Source organism: Mechercharimyces mesophilus (assembly GCF_059818345.1).
Genome location: NZ_JCBAPH010000001.1, coordinates 642,703 through 659,894, shown reverse-complemented (window position 1 = coordinate 659,894; position 17,192 = coordinate 642,703). Strand labels below are relative to the sequence as shown.

General features: G+C 47.5%; 13 protein-coding genes. 3 read left to right on the top strand and 10 right to left on the bottom strand.

The window, feature by feature from the left end; genetic code table 11:
- Window positions 1-31 precede the first annotated feature (31 nt).
- Window positions 32-946 carry a YheC/YheD family protein gene (locus tag AC6RGY_RS03460; RefSeq protein ID WP_499859804.1) on the top strand — a complete coding sequence of 305 codons (915 nt, stop codon included), beginning with the start codon at window positions 32-34 and terminating at the stop codon, window positions 944-946.
- 466 nt (window positions 947-1,412) lie between these two features.
- Entirely contained in the window at window positions 1,413-2,015 is a 603-nt protein-coding gene (locus tag AC6RGY_RS03455) for a Maf family protein (RefSeq protein WP_499859803.1), read from the top strand.
- A 62-nt stretch (window positions 2,016-2,077) separates the two neighbouring features.
- On the opposite strand, the gene AC6RGY_RS03450 is transcribed toward AC6RGY_RS03455, so the two are convergent.
- The 3 genes from AC6RGY_RS03450 to AC6RGY_RS03440 all read right to left on the bottom strand — a co-directional run bounded on the left by AC6RGY_RS03450 (window position 2,078) and on the right by AC6RGY_RS03440 (window position 6,770).
- Window positions 2,078-4,105, bottom strand: a complete 2,028-nt coding sequence (locus AC6RGY_RS03450) for a hypothetical protein (protein ID WP_499859802.1) — start codon at window positions 4,103-4,105, stop codon at window positions 2,078-2,080.
- A gap of 26 nt (window positions 4,106-4,131) precedes the next feature.
- Window positions 4,132-4,491: a hypothetical protein gene (locus tag AC6RGY_RS03445; protein WP_499859801.1), complete on the bottom strand. Its 360-nt coding sequence runs from the start codon at window positions 4,489-4,491 to the stop codon at window positions 4,132-4,134.
- 143 nt (window positions 4,492-4,634) lie between these two features.
- Window positions 4,635-6,770: a DUF7948 domain-containing protein gene (locus AC6RGY_RS03440; protein WP_499859800.1), complete on the bottom strand. Its 2,136-nt coding sequence runs from the start codon at window positions 6,768-6,770 to the stop codon at window positions 4,635-4,637.
- Window positions 6,771-7,065: 295 nt separating this feature from the next.
- Here AC6RGY_RS03440 and AC6RGY_RS03435 point away from each other — a divergent pair, with 295 nt between their 5' ends.
- Window positions 7,066-7,899 (top strand): YheC/YheD family protein, encoded by an 834-nt coding sequence (locus AC6RGY_RS03435; protein ID WP_499859799.1) that lies wholly within the window; start codon window positions 7,066-7,068, stop codon window positions 7,897-7,899.
- A gap of 105 nt (window positions 7,900-8,004) precedes the next feature.
- On the opposite strand, the gene pyrE is transcribed toward AC6RGY_RS03435, so the two are convergent.
- From pyrE to pyrR, 7 genes are all read right to left on the bottom strand, one after another.
- Entirely contained in the window at window positions 8,005-8,583 is a 579-nt protein-coding gene (gene pyrE / locus AC6RGY_RS03430) for an orotate phosphoribosyltransferase (RefSeq protein WP_499859798.1), read from the bottom strand.
- Between the two features lie 84 nt (window positions 8,584-8,667).
- Complete coding sequence (gene pyrF / locus AC6RGY_RS03425; RefSeq protein WP_499859797.1) at window positions 8,668-9,417, bottom strand: orotidine-5'-phosphate decarboxylase; 750 nt, start codon at window positions 9,415-9,417, stop codon at window positions 8,668-8,670.
- Between the two features lie 181 nt (window positions 9,418-9,598).
- Window positions 9,599-12,820, bottom strand: a complete 3,222-nt coding sequence (gene carB / locus AC6RGY_RS03420) for a carbamoyl-phosphate synthase large subunit (protein WP_499859796.1) — start codon at window positions 12,818-12,820, stop codon at window positions 9,599-9,601.
- Window positions 12,807-13,907, bottom strand: a complete 1,101-nt coding sequence (carA, locus tag AC6RGY_RS03415) for a glutamine-hydrolyzing carbamoyl-phosphate synthase small subunit (RefSeq protein ID WP_499859795.1) — start codon at window positions 13,905-13,907, stop codon at window positions 12,807-12,809. The genes carB and carA overlap by 14 nt, the downstream gene beginning before the upstream one ends.
- Window positions 13,908-13,909: 2 nt before the next feature.
- Complete coding sequence (pyrC, locus tag AC6RGY_RS03410) at window positions 13,910-15,214, bottom strand: dihydroorotase (protein WP_499859794.1); 1,305 nt, start codon at window positions 15,212-15,214, stop codon at window positions 13,910-13,912.
- A gap of 31 nt (window positions 15,215-15,245) precedes the next feature.
- Window positions 15,246-16,148, bottom strand: a complete 903-nt coding sequence (locus tag AC6RGY_RS03405; RefSeq protein WP_499859793.1) for an aspartate carbamoyltransferase catalytic subunit — start codon at window positions 16,146-16,148, stop codon at window positions 15,246-15,248.
- Between the two features lie 365 nt (window positions 16,149-16,513).
- Window positions 16,514-17,065, bottom strand: coding sequence for a bifunctional pyr operon transcriptional regulator/uracil phosphoribosyltransferase PyrR (gene pyrR / locus AC6RGY_RS03400; RefSeq protein ID WP_499859792.1), 552 nt, complete (start codon window positions 17,063-17,065; stop codon window positions 16,514-16,516).
- Window positions 17,066-17,192 lie beyond the last annotated feature (127 nt).

The window sequence follows — 17,192 nt, the reverse complement described above, 5'->3', positions numbered from 1 at the left end:
GATATCATGAACCGAACCAGTTTCTCTACATATGATAGTAAGAAGAAATAGCTTCGTAGAAGCTTCCCGTCCGTTTGTAAATTTCGTCAGTAAGGGAGAGAAAAGTGAGATGGTTCAATTAGGATACAAATGGAAGATTCATAAGCGCATGTCCTCTTGCTCTAGAATTTCTTCTTTTTTACCGGAGACACAATTGTGGAGTATTCCTAAAATGTGGGAAATGCTTAATAAGTACAAAGCTTTAATTTTAAAGCCTTCTGGAGGAACTGGTGGATATTCCGTTATCCGAGTCGCTTTATTAAAAAATCATAAAATTGAAATACGTTATGCTGAAAAGCGGTTTACCCACAAAAACAAAAAACAAATTAACAATCATTTAAGACGACTTGTTACCTGGGGAGGTTCTCGCTATCTCATTCAACAATATGTTCCGCTAGCCACCATCAATCAATGTGCGGTCGATTATCGATTTATGCTCCAACGGAAAACGAAAAACTCCCCTTGGGTCGTAACCGGGTATTATGGAAAAAAAGCTGGAAATAAGCGATTGGTCATTACAAACCATAAACGGGGGAAAGGAGCGATCCTACCTGCTTCAAAAACAATGGCTCTTTCTACCGCTCCCGTCAACCCTGAAGCTACCATTAAAAAGATAAAAAACCTTAGTCTAAGAGTGGCGAACCATACAGGAACTTCTCCTAAGTGTAGAGAAATTGGGTTAGACATTGCTCTGGATAGAAAGGGTCGGATTTGGATTATCGAGTCGAATCCACAACCCGATGTCCAACCCGTCGTAGGTGGTTTTCGTAAGTTGCCCACAAGGAAAATGTTTAACAATATTATATATTATCGTGGCAGTCGCTATCCAAGAAGGTTTGAAGAGCCGAAAGAAGTGGACATCGATTTGATTAAGCGTGTGAAAAAACAAAATCCAATGGAATCGTAATAGAAAAAGACAATCGTCTACTCTGAGCCACTAATGAACTCGTGAATTCTTTTCACGGGTTCAATTTATATGTAGAAAACTCGCATGGTTGGTGCCACACGCCCCGGATGAAAGCAGTCGATATGGAATATTTGGTTCTATCGTAGCATGGTTGATGGGCGGGTGGCATCTCCCTTCCTTCCATGATCCACAGCTCAGAGTCACTCAGTGAGAAACCGCTCGCCCATCTTCCAACAACTCTAGGGTGAGATTTCACCGTTATTTTCCATCTAGCGAAACTTAATTTCAATAGTGAAGACTTTTCATAGAAATCCCGAAGTCACTCGAATCACTAGAGGTTCGCCCTAAAAGAAATATCCTGTTCATGCCATCGTTTGCTATCCAACCTGGCTTCACGTACAATCAAAGAAGTTCCATCTTATGACGCTATAACCTATCCGTCTCTGCAGAAAGTGAGCGAATAAAAATGTCCACTCCACTCATACTTGCGTCCGGTTCACCCAGAAGAAAAGAACTTCTTACACAGTTAGGCCTTTCTTTTCAGATTCACTCCAGTGACGTAGATGAAACCATTGACCTTCAACTCCCACCATCAGAAATCGTTCAGTCCCTTGCTCTGCGTAAAGCAGAAGCTGTCGCTCCCTCTTATCAAAATTCAATCATTATCGGATCAGACACGATTGTCGCGCTTGATGGAGAGATCCTTGGAAAACCACAAAATACGGAAGAAGCCAAACAAATGCTCCAACGATTGCAAGGACGCATGCATCAGGTCTTCACCGGAATTTCCTTGATCGAGATGCAAAATGGAAAAATCACACGTAAAACAAAGAGTTGCCGTACCACCCATGTATGGATGCGTTCGCTTTCCCCTTCCCTGCTCACTTGGTATTTACATACTGGAGACTCGCTTGACAAAGCAGGCGCCTATGGAATTCAAGGGGTTGGCTCTCTTCTTGTCGATCGCATTGAGGGATGCTATTTTAATGTAGTGGGACTCTCCCTCACTCTGCTGGATGAAATGTTTTCCTCCTGGGGATATCAGCTTACCGATTTTTCACAACAGTAACGATATCCTCTCACAAAAAAGGGTGATGGGTCTAGCCCTCACCTGGGAGAACCAATGCGCCCCTACCCTGCTCCTCCCCCAGCAAGTTGCCCATAGAGCCCTTGTGGCTGTTTTTCTAACCATTGATATTCCTTTCCCCAGCTTTCCCGTGCCAAATTCTCCACTCGTTTCACAATCTCTTCACCCACCGCATAGGCATCTCCCTGCTCGTAAGGATTAAAATGGAAAGCATAGAGACGGGAAACCAATTCATGAATAGGCAAAGAAGATTCGCCCGGCTCTTCTCCATGGCCCACTACGGTCGCTTCAATCCCTTGGCCCCAGTTCTGTGAACTATTATTGTTGGGATTATAGAAGTAGACTCGCCATTCTCCCTGCTCGTCATGATCAATCCGTTGGATAGAGATCGCATGAAAGCCAAGGAGCTTACCATGGATATTTGTGATAAATATCCCTACAGGGTTCGGATAGATCAATCCATACTGACGACCACTAAATTCAGGATGGTGGGTAGCATAGAAGAGACGCACAAAACCGCCAAAGTCAACAATATTCCCTGTCGTTTGATCCCACACCGTCTGAAATCCACGCGAGATCCAATTTCCATAAAAGGCCGGATTCACCCATTTATGACCGTCATCAGGCCGAATCGCCACACGACGCATCATTTCATTGTAAATCTTATCAAGGTGAGGTACCAACACCAAGGAAACAGGATCCAACTCTTCGTGTAACTCATCCACCAACCCTCCAGGCAAATCTTTGGAATGAATGAAGGTACCCTCGAAAGGCATCTCAAGATCGCCATCGCGCGCCGCACGAGGAATCAACTGTAAAAGATAACCTGGTTCATGTTGTGACCACAAACTTATCCCACGTGCCGACTGACAGGTAGGATTTAGTCCTTGTTCCACTCCCAACGGTTGTCCCAACACACTGATCGTTCCAGCTACCAATATGTTATTGGCAGTGATGCCATCGTTTCCTTCCCTGCCTTCACAAGCGTTTAACAGGATGGAGCGCACCTCTGGCTGAATATCCAGCTCAATCAGGCGTTTGAGACCAGGGACGACAGGAGCAGAGAATAACACGCCTCGCTCCAACATGCGGTAAAGTCCATACACTGTCTGTGCTGTCGCAGGATGGATCGCTACTTGCACCAGCTGTTGAATGAAGTCCGCATGTTCCTCCAGATCGGCTCGCCCTTTTGCACTTAACCCTAGACAGGCTGACAGGAGCCCAAGATGATGTTTGCTTACATAGCGAACGAGTACCGCATGATGCTTGGCTACCAATCCCGTCGACAACATCGAAGCAACAAAACCAATGGCTTCCTGCTTCAACTTTTCTGTATCGGCTCCTTGTATAAACTTCCGATAGGCAGCTGGCGTTCGATGCTTTTTACTTCCCCATGTCGGACCATTCACCGCTTCAATAAAGTGCTCCAACTTTTGCTGATGCTCTGCATCGGGACCATTGTTGACCATCTTCTCCGCTTTTTTGATCATCTCCACCACTCGTCCCACCAAAATGGGACGTTGAACCAGTAAGCACTCCATTTCTTGTGTAAGCGAACACACCAATCTCTCCACAGAAAGGTGCTCCATCAAAAACTCCAATAGACGCCTTGCTCGCTCTTTCTGTTCTTCATCTCCCGCTATCCGATCCGCTTCCGTCTGATTAGGAAATAAAAATTCCAAGCTGTTCGCCATCATTTCATGGAGAAAACGACGCGCTTTCTCAGGAGGGACGTTAGCATGCTGAAGTGTCTCTTCCGCAATAGCCAGCATCCTCAACTCACTAAGAATCTCCTTGGTCGCTACCGCCCCTTCTCCTTTAAGGGTTCCCGCCACCAAACGGGGCTGCAATTTACACGGATCACTCCACGGGGAATTCTCAAAAATACCTGCATCCTCAAATTGGTCAGCATACGCATAAAGCGCCTCGGCACCTCCTTCCTGACTCATAAGATGATTGGCTTTCTGTAAGACGTCCGTGATATACAATTCCTTCGCATAGGCATCTGCTTGTTTTAAGGTTCGTAGTGCCTCCTCAAATTCCTGTGTGTCCACTTCTACTGCTTTGTTCATACAACAGATCCTCTCTCTTTGCTCTATTAGGTGAGCAGGTCTCGAATCCCCTCGCAATCTTCTCCACAAAAAAATGGCCCCATGAGGCAAGCGAAGTCCTCTTGCTCGATCACCTTTCCTGGCATAGGACTAAATAACGTATGCCTCTTCATCTCCTCATGTCCGACTATCCCCTCTAGAAAGTCTAAACGCATCACATGCGCTTTTCGTGGGTAAAGCGAGACGGCACGCTCCAACCTAGTAAAGCAATTTCCTGCTGTAGAGTCATTCTCATTCTCCTCTTTAGCCTGTCTGCTCAAATAGTGTTGCACTTTTGCACACTCTGTTATGCAGTAGGCTAAGGGGAAGTAGGAGAGTTTCCTTACTGGATTTTCCCCCATGGACATGGCGGTTTTTCATAGATGAATGAGAAACTCCCTTGAGAAGATCCCCTATCACCGGTTACGAGCATCTAAAGAAAAGAGGGAGAGGGATCACCATTGGAGTCCCTCTCCCCTTCTATCTCATCCACAAATTAGAAATGAGCGTGCTAGCCGACCTCTCCTCCCCCTATCCCGCGTGGTCCACGCGCTCCGCGAGGTCCTCGTGGTCCCTGAGGACCGGTTGGTCCTGTCGGACCTAGAGCAGAAAGCGATCCCAATTTAAAAGCAAAAGCTTGTGAACTCATGAAACTCACAGGTCCAAAGGACAGTTGAAATGCACCAAAGCTGACTGGAAAATCAGTGGAAAGTGTAATTCCAGTAAAATAAGCGTTTTGTTGTGAATCGATCGCAACATCCGCGCCTGCATCTGTATTATTTCCCCCTAGGAAGGAAGAATAGGTAAGCCCTCGTCCGGAATAACTTACTTGTGTGATAAAGGAATCGGCCACACCCCCAAATCGATCCTGGAAAGCATCCGATGTCAGAGGAAAATCCCGCGAACAAGTGCAGCCTGTAACCCAAGCACTTCCTAATGCATCGATCTCAATTCCTGTTCCTGTATCATCCAATGAGCCACCTAAAAAAGTGGAATACAATAAACGGCTCCCATCGTCATTAAACTTGGTGACAAAGGCATCCAAATCTCCTAGTGGTAAGATCGTTTGAAAGGCACCACGGGTTGTTGGAAAAGTAGTTGAATCGGTAAAACCAGTCACATAAGCATTATTGGCCCCGTCCAGTGCAATAGCCGCACCTTCTGTATTCATGTTTCCCAAGAGTGTAGAGTAGACCAATCCGCTTCCCGCGGCATTGAGATTTGAGACAAACGCATAAAAATTTCTTGGGAGAGCGATGGTCTGAAAAGCACCTGGAGTCGTCGGAAAATTGGTTGATAAAGTGGACCCCACCACATACGCTTGATTGCTTTCATCCACGGCAATGCCCGCACCTTGATCCAAATTGATCCCGCCTAAAAAAGTAGAGTAAATTAGAGCAGATCCTGCTGGATTAAATTTGGTGACAAACGCATCTCCCTCGGTAAGAATCGAACCTTTCTCCCTAAAGATCGTTTGAAAAGCACCTGGTGTTGTTGGAAAACTGGATGAGTTTGTGGTCCCTGTAATATAAGCATGATTAGACGCATCTAAGGCGATCCCCATACCGCAGGTTTCACTCACAATACCTGAGCCACCTAAGAATGTAGAATAAATAAGAGCCGTACCGGTATCGTTTATTTTCGTCACAAAGGATTGGTTATTCGCGTTATTAAACTGGGTTTGAAAGCTTCCAGACGTAATAGGAAAATCAGGTGATGTTGTCGCCCCGGTCACATAAGCATTTCTAGCACCATCAACCGCAATCGAGACGCCAAAGTCTTGTTGATTTCCAGCTAACAGAGTAGAGTAGATCAGCCCACTACCTTCAGGGTTAAATTTTGTTACAAAAGCGCTATCCTCTCCGATATTAATTGTCTGAAAAGCACCTGTAGTAACGGGAAAATTAAAGGGGGAAGCGGTAGAGCCGGTCACATAGGAATTGCCCATCCCATCCACCGCAATACCATTTCCTTGATTTCTTCTCGTCCCTCCCAAATAGGTGGAGAAAAAGACGACGGGATCAATAACAAGTACCTGATTCGCATCATAGGTTTTTGCCACATCAAAACCGAAGGAGTCGTCAGAATAGAGATGAAAGGAGCTTGGGATAACGATTTTTTCACCCTGATCTTCTTGATAACTTAGCGGATGTCTTTCACATAAAACACCATGCGGAGTGTAAAGGTACAAATCCCCCTTCTCACTACAGGTCAACCCTCCCCCACCTTCGTAAAGAAAGCGTATATCTTCGATGCAAGCTCCGGGATGAACGATGACATCATATTTTAACTGTTGCTCATCTCCATAAAAAACCAAATCAACGCCTTGCCATACCTCTTGGTACACCAATCGTTGATAGCGAAGACCTGGATCCTCTACATCCTGAAACCAGCCATCATCAGCTACGTTTTCCCTTACAAGCATCCGGTTCCTGCTGGGCTTAACCCAGCGGAAGTAAAGCGAAGATACCCTCTCCTCTTCCACACTGTTTGCTACAGGAAGTGTAAACCGTACTCCTTCTGGACCAAAGGAAAATAATACGCCTTGTCCACAAGCTGTAATCCCCTTCTTGGCACCACCTTTCCCTTCAACTTCCCTTCTAAACTTGCGTCTACCATCTACTCTTCCACCCTTCCTATTCATCATAAATAATCCCTCTCCATCCATTCATTGATGCTTCATTTTATGCCAAATTGATTGCAGGGTGACACTCCATTCAACCCTTTCATACGGAGGCAAGATGCTCACTTACACCCCCTATTAGGATTCAATGAATATCATGAACCAACGAGGGAGAAAGAACATAGAATGGGAAAGGTAGTTTGATCATAAAAAAGCAACATGGAATCGGAGTAACAACCTTCCATCTAATAGTCCATAAAGAGTGGATAGTGGATGAACGTGATAGATAAAGATCATTTCGAGAAGGAGCGTAGTCACTTTGAACGATTCAGGATACAAATGGCGTGTTTATAGACAAATCGCCAAAAGTTCATCCCTTTCATCCGCCCTTCCAGAAACCCGAATATGGAGTCTTTCCAGCCTGTGGGAGATGCTTCATCGTTATGGAAGCATAATCTTAAAGCCTTCCGCAGGTATGGGCGGATATGCGATTATCCGGGTCACCTTGTTAAAGAATAAGAGCATCGATATACGCTATTCAGGAAAGCGCTATTTAATAGAAAATAAAAAAGAAGCAAACCGCTATCTAAATAAGCTCACCCGTTGGGGAGGGTCGAAATACCTGATACAACGATATATCCCTCTCGCTACAGCCGCAGGCTGTCCCATTGATTACCGGGTGATGGTACAACGAAAAAAAGCCACAACCCCTTGGGCTGTGACCGGTATGCATTCACGAATGGCGGGCGATAAACGTTTTGTCGTAACCAATGTCTGGCGAGGAAAGGCATCCGTCTTAACCGTATCGAAAGCACTTTCTCTCTCTAAAGTGAAAGCTCCCGCCATAAAAGTGATGAAGGAAATGAGGCGGATTAGCCTTCTCATTGCACAGCAAACGGCAACATCCCCGCAATGTAAAGAGATTGGAGTCGATCTCGGAGTGGATACACAAGGAAGAGTATGGATCATCGAATCCAATCCTCAACCGGATGTCCAACCCGGCATTAAGGGTTTTAAGAAATTACCTTCGAAGAAGATGTTAAACAAAATCCTTGAGTACCGTGGTCACAATAATCCTGAGAAATTCAAAAAGAAGATAGTGAATAGAAAAAAGCTCAAACAGTTGAATCAGAAGAATCCATTAGAACCATAATGTGCAAAAAAGATGATGGGCAGTAGGATTACTTGTTCTGCTACGGTTTCAAGGCAGAAGAATTCCCATAAAGGTCACGCAACAATCCGAGTCATAGAGTGAGGACTACACCTTTTCACGGCTTCCCGGCTTTGTGAGCGGAATCCCCTCTTGACAAAGTGGGCAATTCTCTGGTTCATAGCTTTCAACCATTAACGACATCAGTGCCTGAAAGGGTTGAGTAAACGGAGAGCTCCCACCGCTGCGGTCGATTAATGCGCCAACTCCGATCACTTCGCCACCCAAGGATTGCAACAGCTGCATCACTTCCTTGACCGAGCCACCCGTTGTCACCACGTCTTCAATCACCAGGATGCGATCCCCTGGTTTAATCGAAAACCCGCGTCGTAACTGCATTTCTCCTTGTTTACGTTCTGTGAAAAGACAGGGAACTCCTAAGGAGCGAGCCACTTCATGACCGATGATGATCCCCCCCATGGCCGGACCGACCACTAGATCGATGGCTTCTCCGCGAAAACGATCTGCCAGGTTATGTCCCGCCGCTTCTGCTTCATCGGGATACTGTAAGAGTTGTGCACATTGAAGATACTGCTGGCTATGTTTACCCGATGACAGCTGAAAGTGCCCTTTTTGTAATACTTTCTTTCTCTCAAGTGCTTCTTGTATCGTCCAATTCGTACTCATTGGCGCACTTCCTTTCCAATATTATCCTAAAAAAGCGGAGATGATTCGGTAAAAATATCCACTACTATCTTGTTCGATTTGCGCTCACCTTTTCTCCCCTGCCATCTGCTGTACAATGGTTTCGACCATACGTTTGGGATCCTGTGCGCGTGTAATAGAACGCCCAATAACCAAGTAATCTGCCCCTCTTTCCAACGCTTGTAGGGGAGTTACCACTCGCTTCTGATCCGAAGGGTCATCTCCCGCTAACCGAATACCTGGTGTAACAGTAAAAAGTGAGCCACTTGTCTCGCTTTTGATCCGTGGCACTTCAAGCGCAGAACTAACAATTCCATCCATTCCAGACAACTGAGCCAACTTGGCTAAGCGAAGGACGGAGTCTTCTACACGACCTGCAATGCCTAGATCATCATTTAACATGTGCTGATCGGTACTTGTCAGATGCGTCACACCCAACAGCTTTAACCCCGTCCCACTGCGATCTACTGCGGTTCGAGCCGCCTCCATCATCGCTCGGCCTCCACTAGCATGAATGGTTAATAGATCAATCCCTAAATCCGCCACGGAAGCAACCCCACCCGCTACCGTGTTAGGAATATCATGTAGCTTTAAATCAAGAAAGGTCTTGTATCCCCGCTCCTTTAACTGACGAACCCAAGCGGGACCCGCTGTATAAAAAAGCTGCATGCCTACTTTCACAAAAGGTCTCTCTGCGCTCTCTTCCCACAGGGAGAGAAACCCTTCCGCCTCCTTCACCGTAGCATAATCCAAGGCGATAATGATTCGATCACGTACCAACAGTGTAGACCCTTGCTCGCTTACCTGTTCTGTCATTTTCCCCACTCCATCCATTTACCTCACCAATTCAATGAGGATGATAGACATCCGTTTCCTTTTAACCAAGCATGTTCGCGGCACAAAAGACGGTAGGGAGCCTCTTTACCCATCAAGGTACGAAGAGATAATGAACATAGACTCCCTATTCTCTTCTATCGCCTGTGAGGGTAGCTTGTCTTCACACCGTTACCTGACTGCCCTCTCTCTTTTTCGTTGGAGGTTGAATCGCTTCGGCAGACAGGTGAATGGATTCCAATGTCTGTAGTAGCGCATCCACCGTATCAAGTGAAGTGAGACAAGCTATCCCATGTTCAACCGCTTCGCGGCGGATACGGAATCCATCACGGGCAGGTGTTTTTCCTCGTGTCCACGTATTGACAACCAAGTCCGCCTCTCCTCGGCGAATGAGGTCGAGAATATGCGGTGAGCCATCTTTCAACTTGTTTACCCGCCTCACGGGAAGCCCCGCTTCCACAAGCATGTCAGCTGTTCCTTCCGTTGCTACCAGCTGGTATCCCAAGGTATGGAAACGTTTCAGAAGTGAGATGGCTTCATCTTTCTCTTTATCGGCGATGGTAGCTACCACCGTCCCAAAGCGAGGAAGAGAAATCCCTGCCGCTAACAAACCTTTATAGAGGGCTCTTGCCACATCACGGTCACGCCCCATCACTTCGCCCGTCGATTTCATCTCCGGTCCCAAGGTAATATCCACCCGGCGCAATTTGGCAAAGGAGAAGACGGGTACTTTAACAGAAACAGCATCATCTTCCGGCCACAAACCACCTGGGTACCCTTGTTCCGCTAGCGATTGACCCAGCATCACCCGTGTCGCTACCTGCGCCATGGGAACGCCCGTCACCTTACTTAGGAAAGGAACCGTCCGCGATGCCCGTGGATTCACTTCCAACACATAGATCTCATCGCCATGAAGCACATATTGGATGTTGATCAACCCGCGTGTATCCAACGATTGCGCAATATGCGTTGTCATTGCGACCAATCGTTCTTTCTGTGCTTCGCTGATGGACTGTGTGGGATAAACGGCGATCGAATCACCAGAGTGGACGCCCGCACGCTCGATATGCTCCATCATCCCTGGGATGAGCACACGTTCTCCATCGGAGACTGCATCCACTTCCAGCTCTTTCCCTTGCAAATACCGGTCGATCAATACAGGGTGAGCCGGATTAATTTTAACGGCTTTCTCCATATAGGTGCGCAATTCACTTTTACTGTATACAATCTCCATTGCTCTTCCACCAAGTACATAAGATGGCCTCACCAAGACAGGAAAGCCAAGTTCCCCTGCTTTTTCGATGGCTTCATCTTCTGAGGTTACCGTTACGCCCGGAGGTTGTGGAATGTGAAGCTCCCTCATCAAGGCTTCAAATCGTTTGCGATCCTCCGCTCGATCCAATGCATCCAGATTGGTTCCTAGAATAGGGATTCCCGCTTCATCTAAATCCCGGGCTAAATTGAGCGCTGTCTGCCCTCCAAACTGGACAATCACTCCCAGTGGCTTTTCTTTCTCAATGATGTGCATCACATCTTCTGTGTGGAGAGGCTCAAAATAAAGGCGATCCGAAATATTAAAGTCCGTCGACACGGTTTCTGGATTGTTGTTCACGATGACTGCATCCAAGCCCTGTTCACGAATGGCAAGGATCGCATGCACCGTTGCGTAATCAAATTCAACCCCTTGTCCAATACGGATCGGGCCCGATCCAAGGACCATGACAGCCGGTTTTTCTGTTAATGTCACTTCATCTTCTTGCTCATACGTGGAGTAATAGTAAGGCGTTTCAGCTTCAAATTCAGCGGCACATGTATCCACCATCTTGTAAACCGGTTCAATGCCCTGCTCTTTTCTACGCTGTCGAACGCTTTCCACTGTCTCCCCAGTTAAACGTGCCAACGTCTTATCGGTTAGCCCTGCCCGTTTGGCCTGCCATAATCGTTCGTGGCTATCCAATCCTTCCGTAGCCACTTCCCGTTCCAACTTGACGAGACGTTCTATCTTCTCCAAGAAGAATGGATTGATTTGTGTTAGGGCTTGCACCACCTCGACTGACCACAGCCTTCGGAATGCTTCTGCCAGCAAGAATATGCGCTCATCATCAGCCATGTGCAGGCGACGCTGCAACTCTTCATCAGACAATTGGTCAGACCCTGGCAACGTGAGGTCATCGGCTTCCAGCTCCAGTGAACGAATCGCTTTAAGGAGAGATTCCTCCATTGTTCGTCCAATCGCCATCACTTCACCCGTCGCTTTCATCTGCGTCCCCAGTTTCCGGTTGGCAGAGGCAAATTTATCAAAGGGCCAGCGAGGAATTTTACTCACAACATAATCAATCGTCGGCTCAAAACATGAGTAGGTCTGCTTCGTCACCGGATTCTTCAATTCATCCAAGGTATAACCCATGGCAATCTTCGCGGCAATTCGTGCGATCGGATAACCCGTCGCCTTCGACGCCAGCGCACTGGAACGGCTCACCCGTGGGTTAACCTCGATCACATAATGCTGTCCACTGTGCGCATCCAAGGCCAATTGTACGTTACATCCCCCTTGGATATTAAGGGCTTCAATAATTCTGAGAGAGGAAGTACGTAAACGTTGGGCTTCCCGGTCGCTCAAGGTTTGCACCGGGGCAAACACAATGCTATCCCCCGTATGAATCCCGACAGGATCGAAATTTTCCATGTTACAGACCACGATGCAATTGCCTACTGCATCACGCATTACCTCATACTCCACTTCTTTAAAGCCAGCGATACTCTGTTCAACCAAACACTGACGAATGGGGCTTTGGCGAAGTCCATTCTCCACCGTTTCCCGTAACTCATGTTCGTCTGTACAAATACCGCCCCCGCTTCCGCCAAGTGTATAAGCCGGACGAACGATCACAGGGTAGCCAACATGATTGGCAAAGGTTAGTGCCTCCTCTACCCCTTCTACAATCTCACTTTCTGGGACCGGCTCTCCTAATTCTTTCATCAGCTGACGAAATTCATCACGATCCTCTGCGCAGGTGATCGCCCGCAAATCCGTTCCCAATAGACGAACATTTTCCTGTTCTAACACGCCACGCTTAGCAAGCTCTACTGCTAAATTCAACCCTGTTTGCCCCCCCAGACTGGGAAGGAGTCCATCCGGTCGCTCTTTACGAATCACCTGTGTAAGAAATTCCGGTGTTAGAGGCTCCATATACACCTTATCCGCCATCTCGGTGTCCGTCATGATCGTGGCCGGATTGCTATTCACCAAGACAACTTCGACCCCTTCTTCTCGCAGAGCTTGGCACGCTTGGGTACCTGCATAGTCAAACTCGGCGGCTTGCCCGATGACAATCGGTCCGGAACCAATCACCATGATTTTCTTAAGCGTTTCATCCTTTGGCATAAAGCTGTCCCTCCTGCTCCTGTGTTGTTTCCATCATCTCGATAAATTGGTCAAACAAGTAGGCCGAGTCAAAGGGGCCTGGGGCTGCTTCTGGGTGATACTGAACCGAGAAAATGGGTAGCTCCTTATGTCGAAGACCTTCTACTGTATCATCGTTCAGTGCTAGGTGTGTAATCACAAAGGGGGTTTCATCAATGGAATCCGCACAAACCGCGTAGCCGTGGTTTTGTGATGTGATAAATGTCTTCTTTGTTGCTAAGTCCTTCACGGGGTGGTTACACCCCCGATGACCAAAGCGCATCTTCTCGGTATCCCCGCCAAAGGCTAGTGCGAGCAACTGGTGCCCTAAACAGACGCCGAAGGTGGGATAACGCTCTGCTACTTTTCTTACCACCTCAATGGCATAAGGGACATCCTTCGGGTCTCCAGGACCATTGGATAAGAAAATGCCGTCCGGTGAGAGGCGTTCAATCTCTTCCACCGAGGTATCGTGAGGAACAACAATCACTTCACATTGACGCTTCACCAATTCTCGCTTCAGTCCTGCTTTCGCTCCATAGTCAATCATGACCACTCGCTTGCCGTAGTGTGGAATGGTATAGAGGTTTTTCGTGCTCACACGTTGCACCTGATCACGCATGATCTCATTATCCTCTAAGTGTTTTTTCATCTCCTCCGTAGCCATGGATTCCGTCGTAATCCAGCCCTTCATCGTGCCATGTTTACGTAGTTTACGCGTTAACATACGGGTGTCAATACCAGAAATCCCTATAATACCATGCTGATCTAGCCATTGGCTTAAGGTTAACTCTTTGAGCCAATGCTCTGGTGCCTCCGCATGCTCACGGACAACAAAAGCATGAACATGGGGAACCATGGCTTCCATGTCATGACGATTGATGCCATAATTCCCTATTAGTGGATAAGTCATGGTCACGATTTGTCCACAGTAAGAAGGGTCCGTCAAAATCTCTTGGTAACCGGTCATCCCTGTATTAAAGACCACTTCCCCAACCGTCGAGCCTGTTGCGCCAAAAGACTCTCCGATAAATAAGGTACCATCTTCAAGTAATAAGTTTGCTTTCATCCTTATTCGCCTCCTACTTTCCAGTCTTCTTCTGCCCAAGCAATGCTCCCATCCACTATGGTGAGCTGTGGCCACCCTTTCACCTTCCAACCGTTGAAGGGCGTATTTCTTCCCTTGGACAAAAAGCTTTCCGCATCAATCGCCCGTTCTTCTTCCAAATCGATTACCGTCAGGTCGGCTACTTCACCCACGCGGCATTCTCCACTGCCTAGTCCAAAAAGTGCTGCCGGCTTGCGTGTCATCTTATCGATCAGCTCGATCAAGGTTAGTTCCCCTGTTTCTACTAGATGGGTATACAAGAGAGGAAAAGCTGTTTCCAGACCGACGATCCCAAAGGGAGCCCGTGACATCGATTGCGCTTTCTCTTCTGCCGTATGAGGAGCGTGGTCGGTGACGATGATATCGATCGTGCCATCCTTTAATCCCTCCAGTACGGCATCGCGATCCGCTAACGAACGCAAGGGGGGGTTCATTTTATATTGTGCTGACGGAGAAGGGATATCCTCCTCGCATAAGAGAAGGTGGTGTGGTGTTACTTCAGCGGTTACTTTTTGTCCCCTACTTTTGGCTTCGCGCACCAGGCGCACAGATTCTTTGGCACTGATGTGACAAACATGATAATGAGCGCCTGTATCTTCTGCCAGGAGAATATCTCGTCCTACATGAACGGATTCTGCTTCGTTAGGAATGCCCTTCAATCCATGACGTTTGGCAAACGCTCCATCATGAACACATCCACCGTGTGCCAGCGTATTGTCCTCGCAATGAGCCACGATGGGTAGATTCAAGCGACTCGCTTCTATCATGGCCTCTTTCATCAGCTGACTGCTTTGCACACCTACTCCATCGTCAGAAAAGGCGATTGCTCCCGCTTCTTTTAATGCCTCTAGGTCGGTCAATTCGCGGCCCAGTTCGTTCTTACTGATCGCCGCTAAGGGGTATACCCGCACCGCCCCTTCTTCTTCCGCTTTATTTAGAATGCCACCAATGACAGCAGGTGAATCCGTAACGGGCCGCGTATTGGGCATACAGGCAACCGCGCTAAATCCACCACGTGCCGCAGATTGGGTCCCCGTAGCGATCGTCTCTTTGGCTTCAAATCCCGGTTCACGTAAATGGACATGCAGATCAATCAGGCCATGAGAAATGAGGCGTCCTCCGACGTCAATCACCTTAGCTGATTCCTCAATCGTTAAGTTCTTTCCAATCTCGGCAATCCGATTTCCTTCGATGCGGACATCCGCTTCTACCAGCACTTGTTCTTCCCAGTCGATCAAGCGACCGTTTTGCAAAATGATGTGTGCCATTCTCTTCTCCTCCTTTTGGGTGATATGTTCGCTAGATATTTCGATCGGTTGCTTTTAAGGCTCGATCGAGCACAGCCATTCGCACCCAGACCCCGTTTTGCATCTGCTCTGTAATCTTGGAACGAGGGTGCTCGATCCACTGATCGGCAATCTCCACACCGCGATTGACCGGACCCGGATGCATGATCAGGGTATGAGGTTGCAGCCGCTCGCCCCGCTCCACGGTAAGTCCATACTGCTCATGGTATTCTTCTTTCGTTCGCTGCAACTGTTCATGGTGCCGCTCAAGCTGAATACGTAACATCATCACCACATCTGCTGCTTCCATCGCTTCATCCACTGGTACATACGGTGCATGTTCTTCTAATAATGGTGAGCGCATCGCTTCCGGACCGCTCAAAAGAACTTCTGCCCCCATCGTCTTTAATAACTGTACATTGGAGTGGGCCACACGACTGTGAGCGATGTCTCCAATAATCGCGACCTTCAACCCACGTATCTCTCCAAAGTGATCCATCATGGTAAATACATCAAGAAGTCCTTGTGTCGGATGAGAGCACGTACCCTCCCCTCCACTGATCAGGCGGATACCGACCCCTCGATCCACCATCTCTTGCAAGACTCCTTCTTGCTTGATGCGAAGGACGGCCACCTCCACGCCAATCGCCGCTAACGTTTGCAATGTATCATAGAGCGATTCTCCCTTTGTTGCACTAGAATGCTCTTCACTCAAATTAAGAACATGGAGGCCCAGCCGCTTTTGTGCAACTTCAAAGGAAAAATGAGTGCGCGTACTCGGTTCAAAGAAAAGATTGGCCACAAAACGGCCTTCCTGTCTCTTTCCCTCTCGTCGCTTTCTCCACTGCTCCGCCTCTATGAGAATTTCTTTTATTTCTTCCTCGGATAAGTGCTGGGTGGTAAGGAAGTGACCCATAGCATTCCCCTCCTAGCATATTATTTGAATAAAAAGCTCCTTCTAGTAAAAGAAGGAGCTTTTTAGACAGAAGGAAGTGGCTTCTCTTGCTGGTACCTTCTCAACAGCAAACCGTGTTGTTTGAAGTACCGGCAAGAGCGATGCCTCCTCTTTCGCTCCTTCACAGACTCACAGGACTGTAATTAAAGGTGCTACTCTATTCAGATGTTATTAAATCCCATTTAATGAACACATGTCCCATTGAGAGTGGAAACAGGGGGTTTTTCCAGAATAAAACCTCTTTACCTATTGGCAAAGAGGTACAACGAAGCCTTACCCCTTTATGGGTAACAACTTCACCCCCTTGCCAGTCTCACGGGACCGATTTAAAGGGAATCTTCTTTTGTTTTATACAGCCAGACTCCATCTTTCTCATCTACTTCGCTCAGCATCACTTTCACAACTTCTTGCCCTGAAGTAGGAACATTTTTGCCCACATAATCCGCGCGAATGGGGTATTCACGGTGACCACGATCGACCAGCACCGCTAGTTGGATTAATTTAGGACGTCCGTGATCAATCAGTGCATCCAAGCCTGCACGTACCGTACGTCCCGTATACAGTACATCATCTACGAGAATGACGGTCTTTCCTTCTACCGCAAAGGGTATGTCGGTGCCCCGTACTTGAGGGTGCTCGTCTTTCTCCGACAGGTCATCACGATAAAGGGTAATATCTAATTCGCCCACTTCGATTCGCTTTCCCTCGATTTGCTCAATGCGATCAGCTAGCCGTTTCGCGATGTAAATCCCCCGCGTACGAATCCCGATGAGGACACATCCATCTACTCCTTTATTTCGTTCAATGATTTCGTGAGCGATCCGCGTCAACGCCCGTCGCAATGCTGCATCATCCAATATCGCCTTGTAATCTGGCACCTGACTCCCTCCTTTCCAAAAAGTTCATAAAAAAACTTCTTCCCACCTTAAAGGTAGCAAGAAGTTAGTAGGCGCAACAATAGAAAACCGTTCACGGTCCTCTGGTATCGCCTTCGCCAATGTCCGT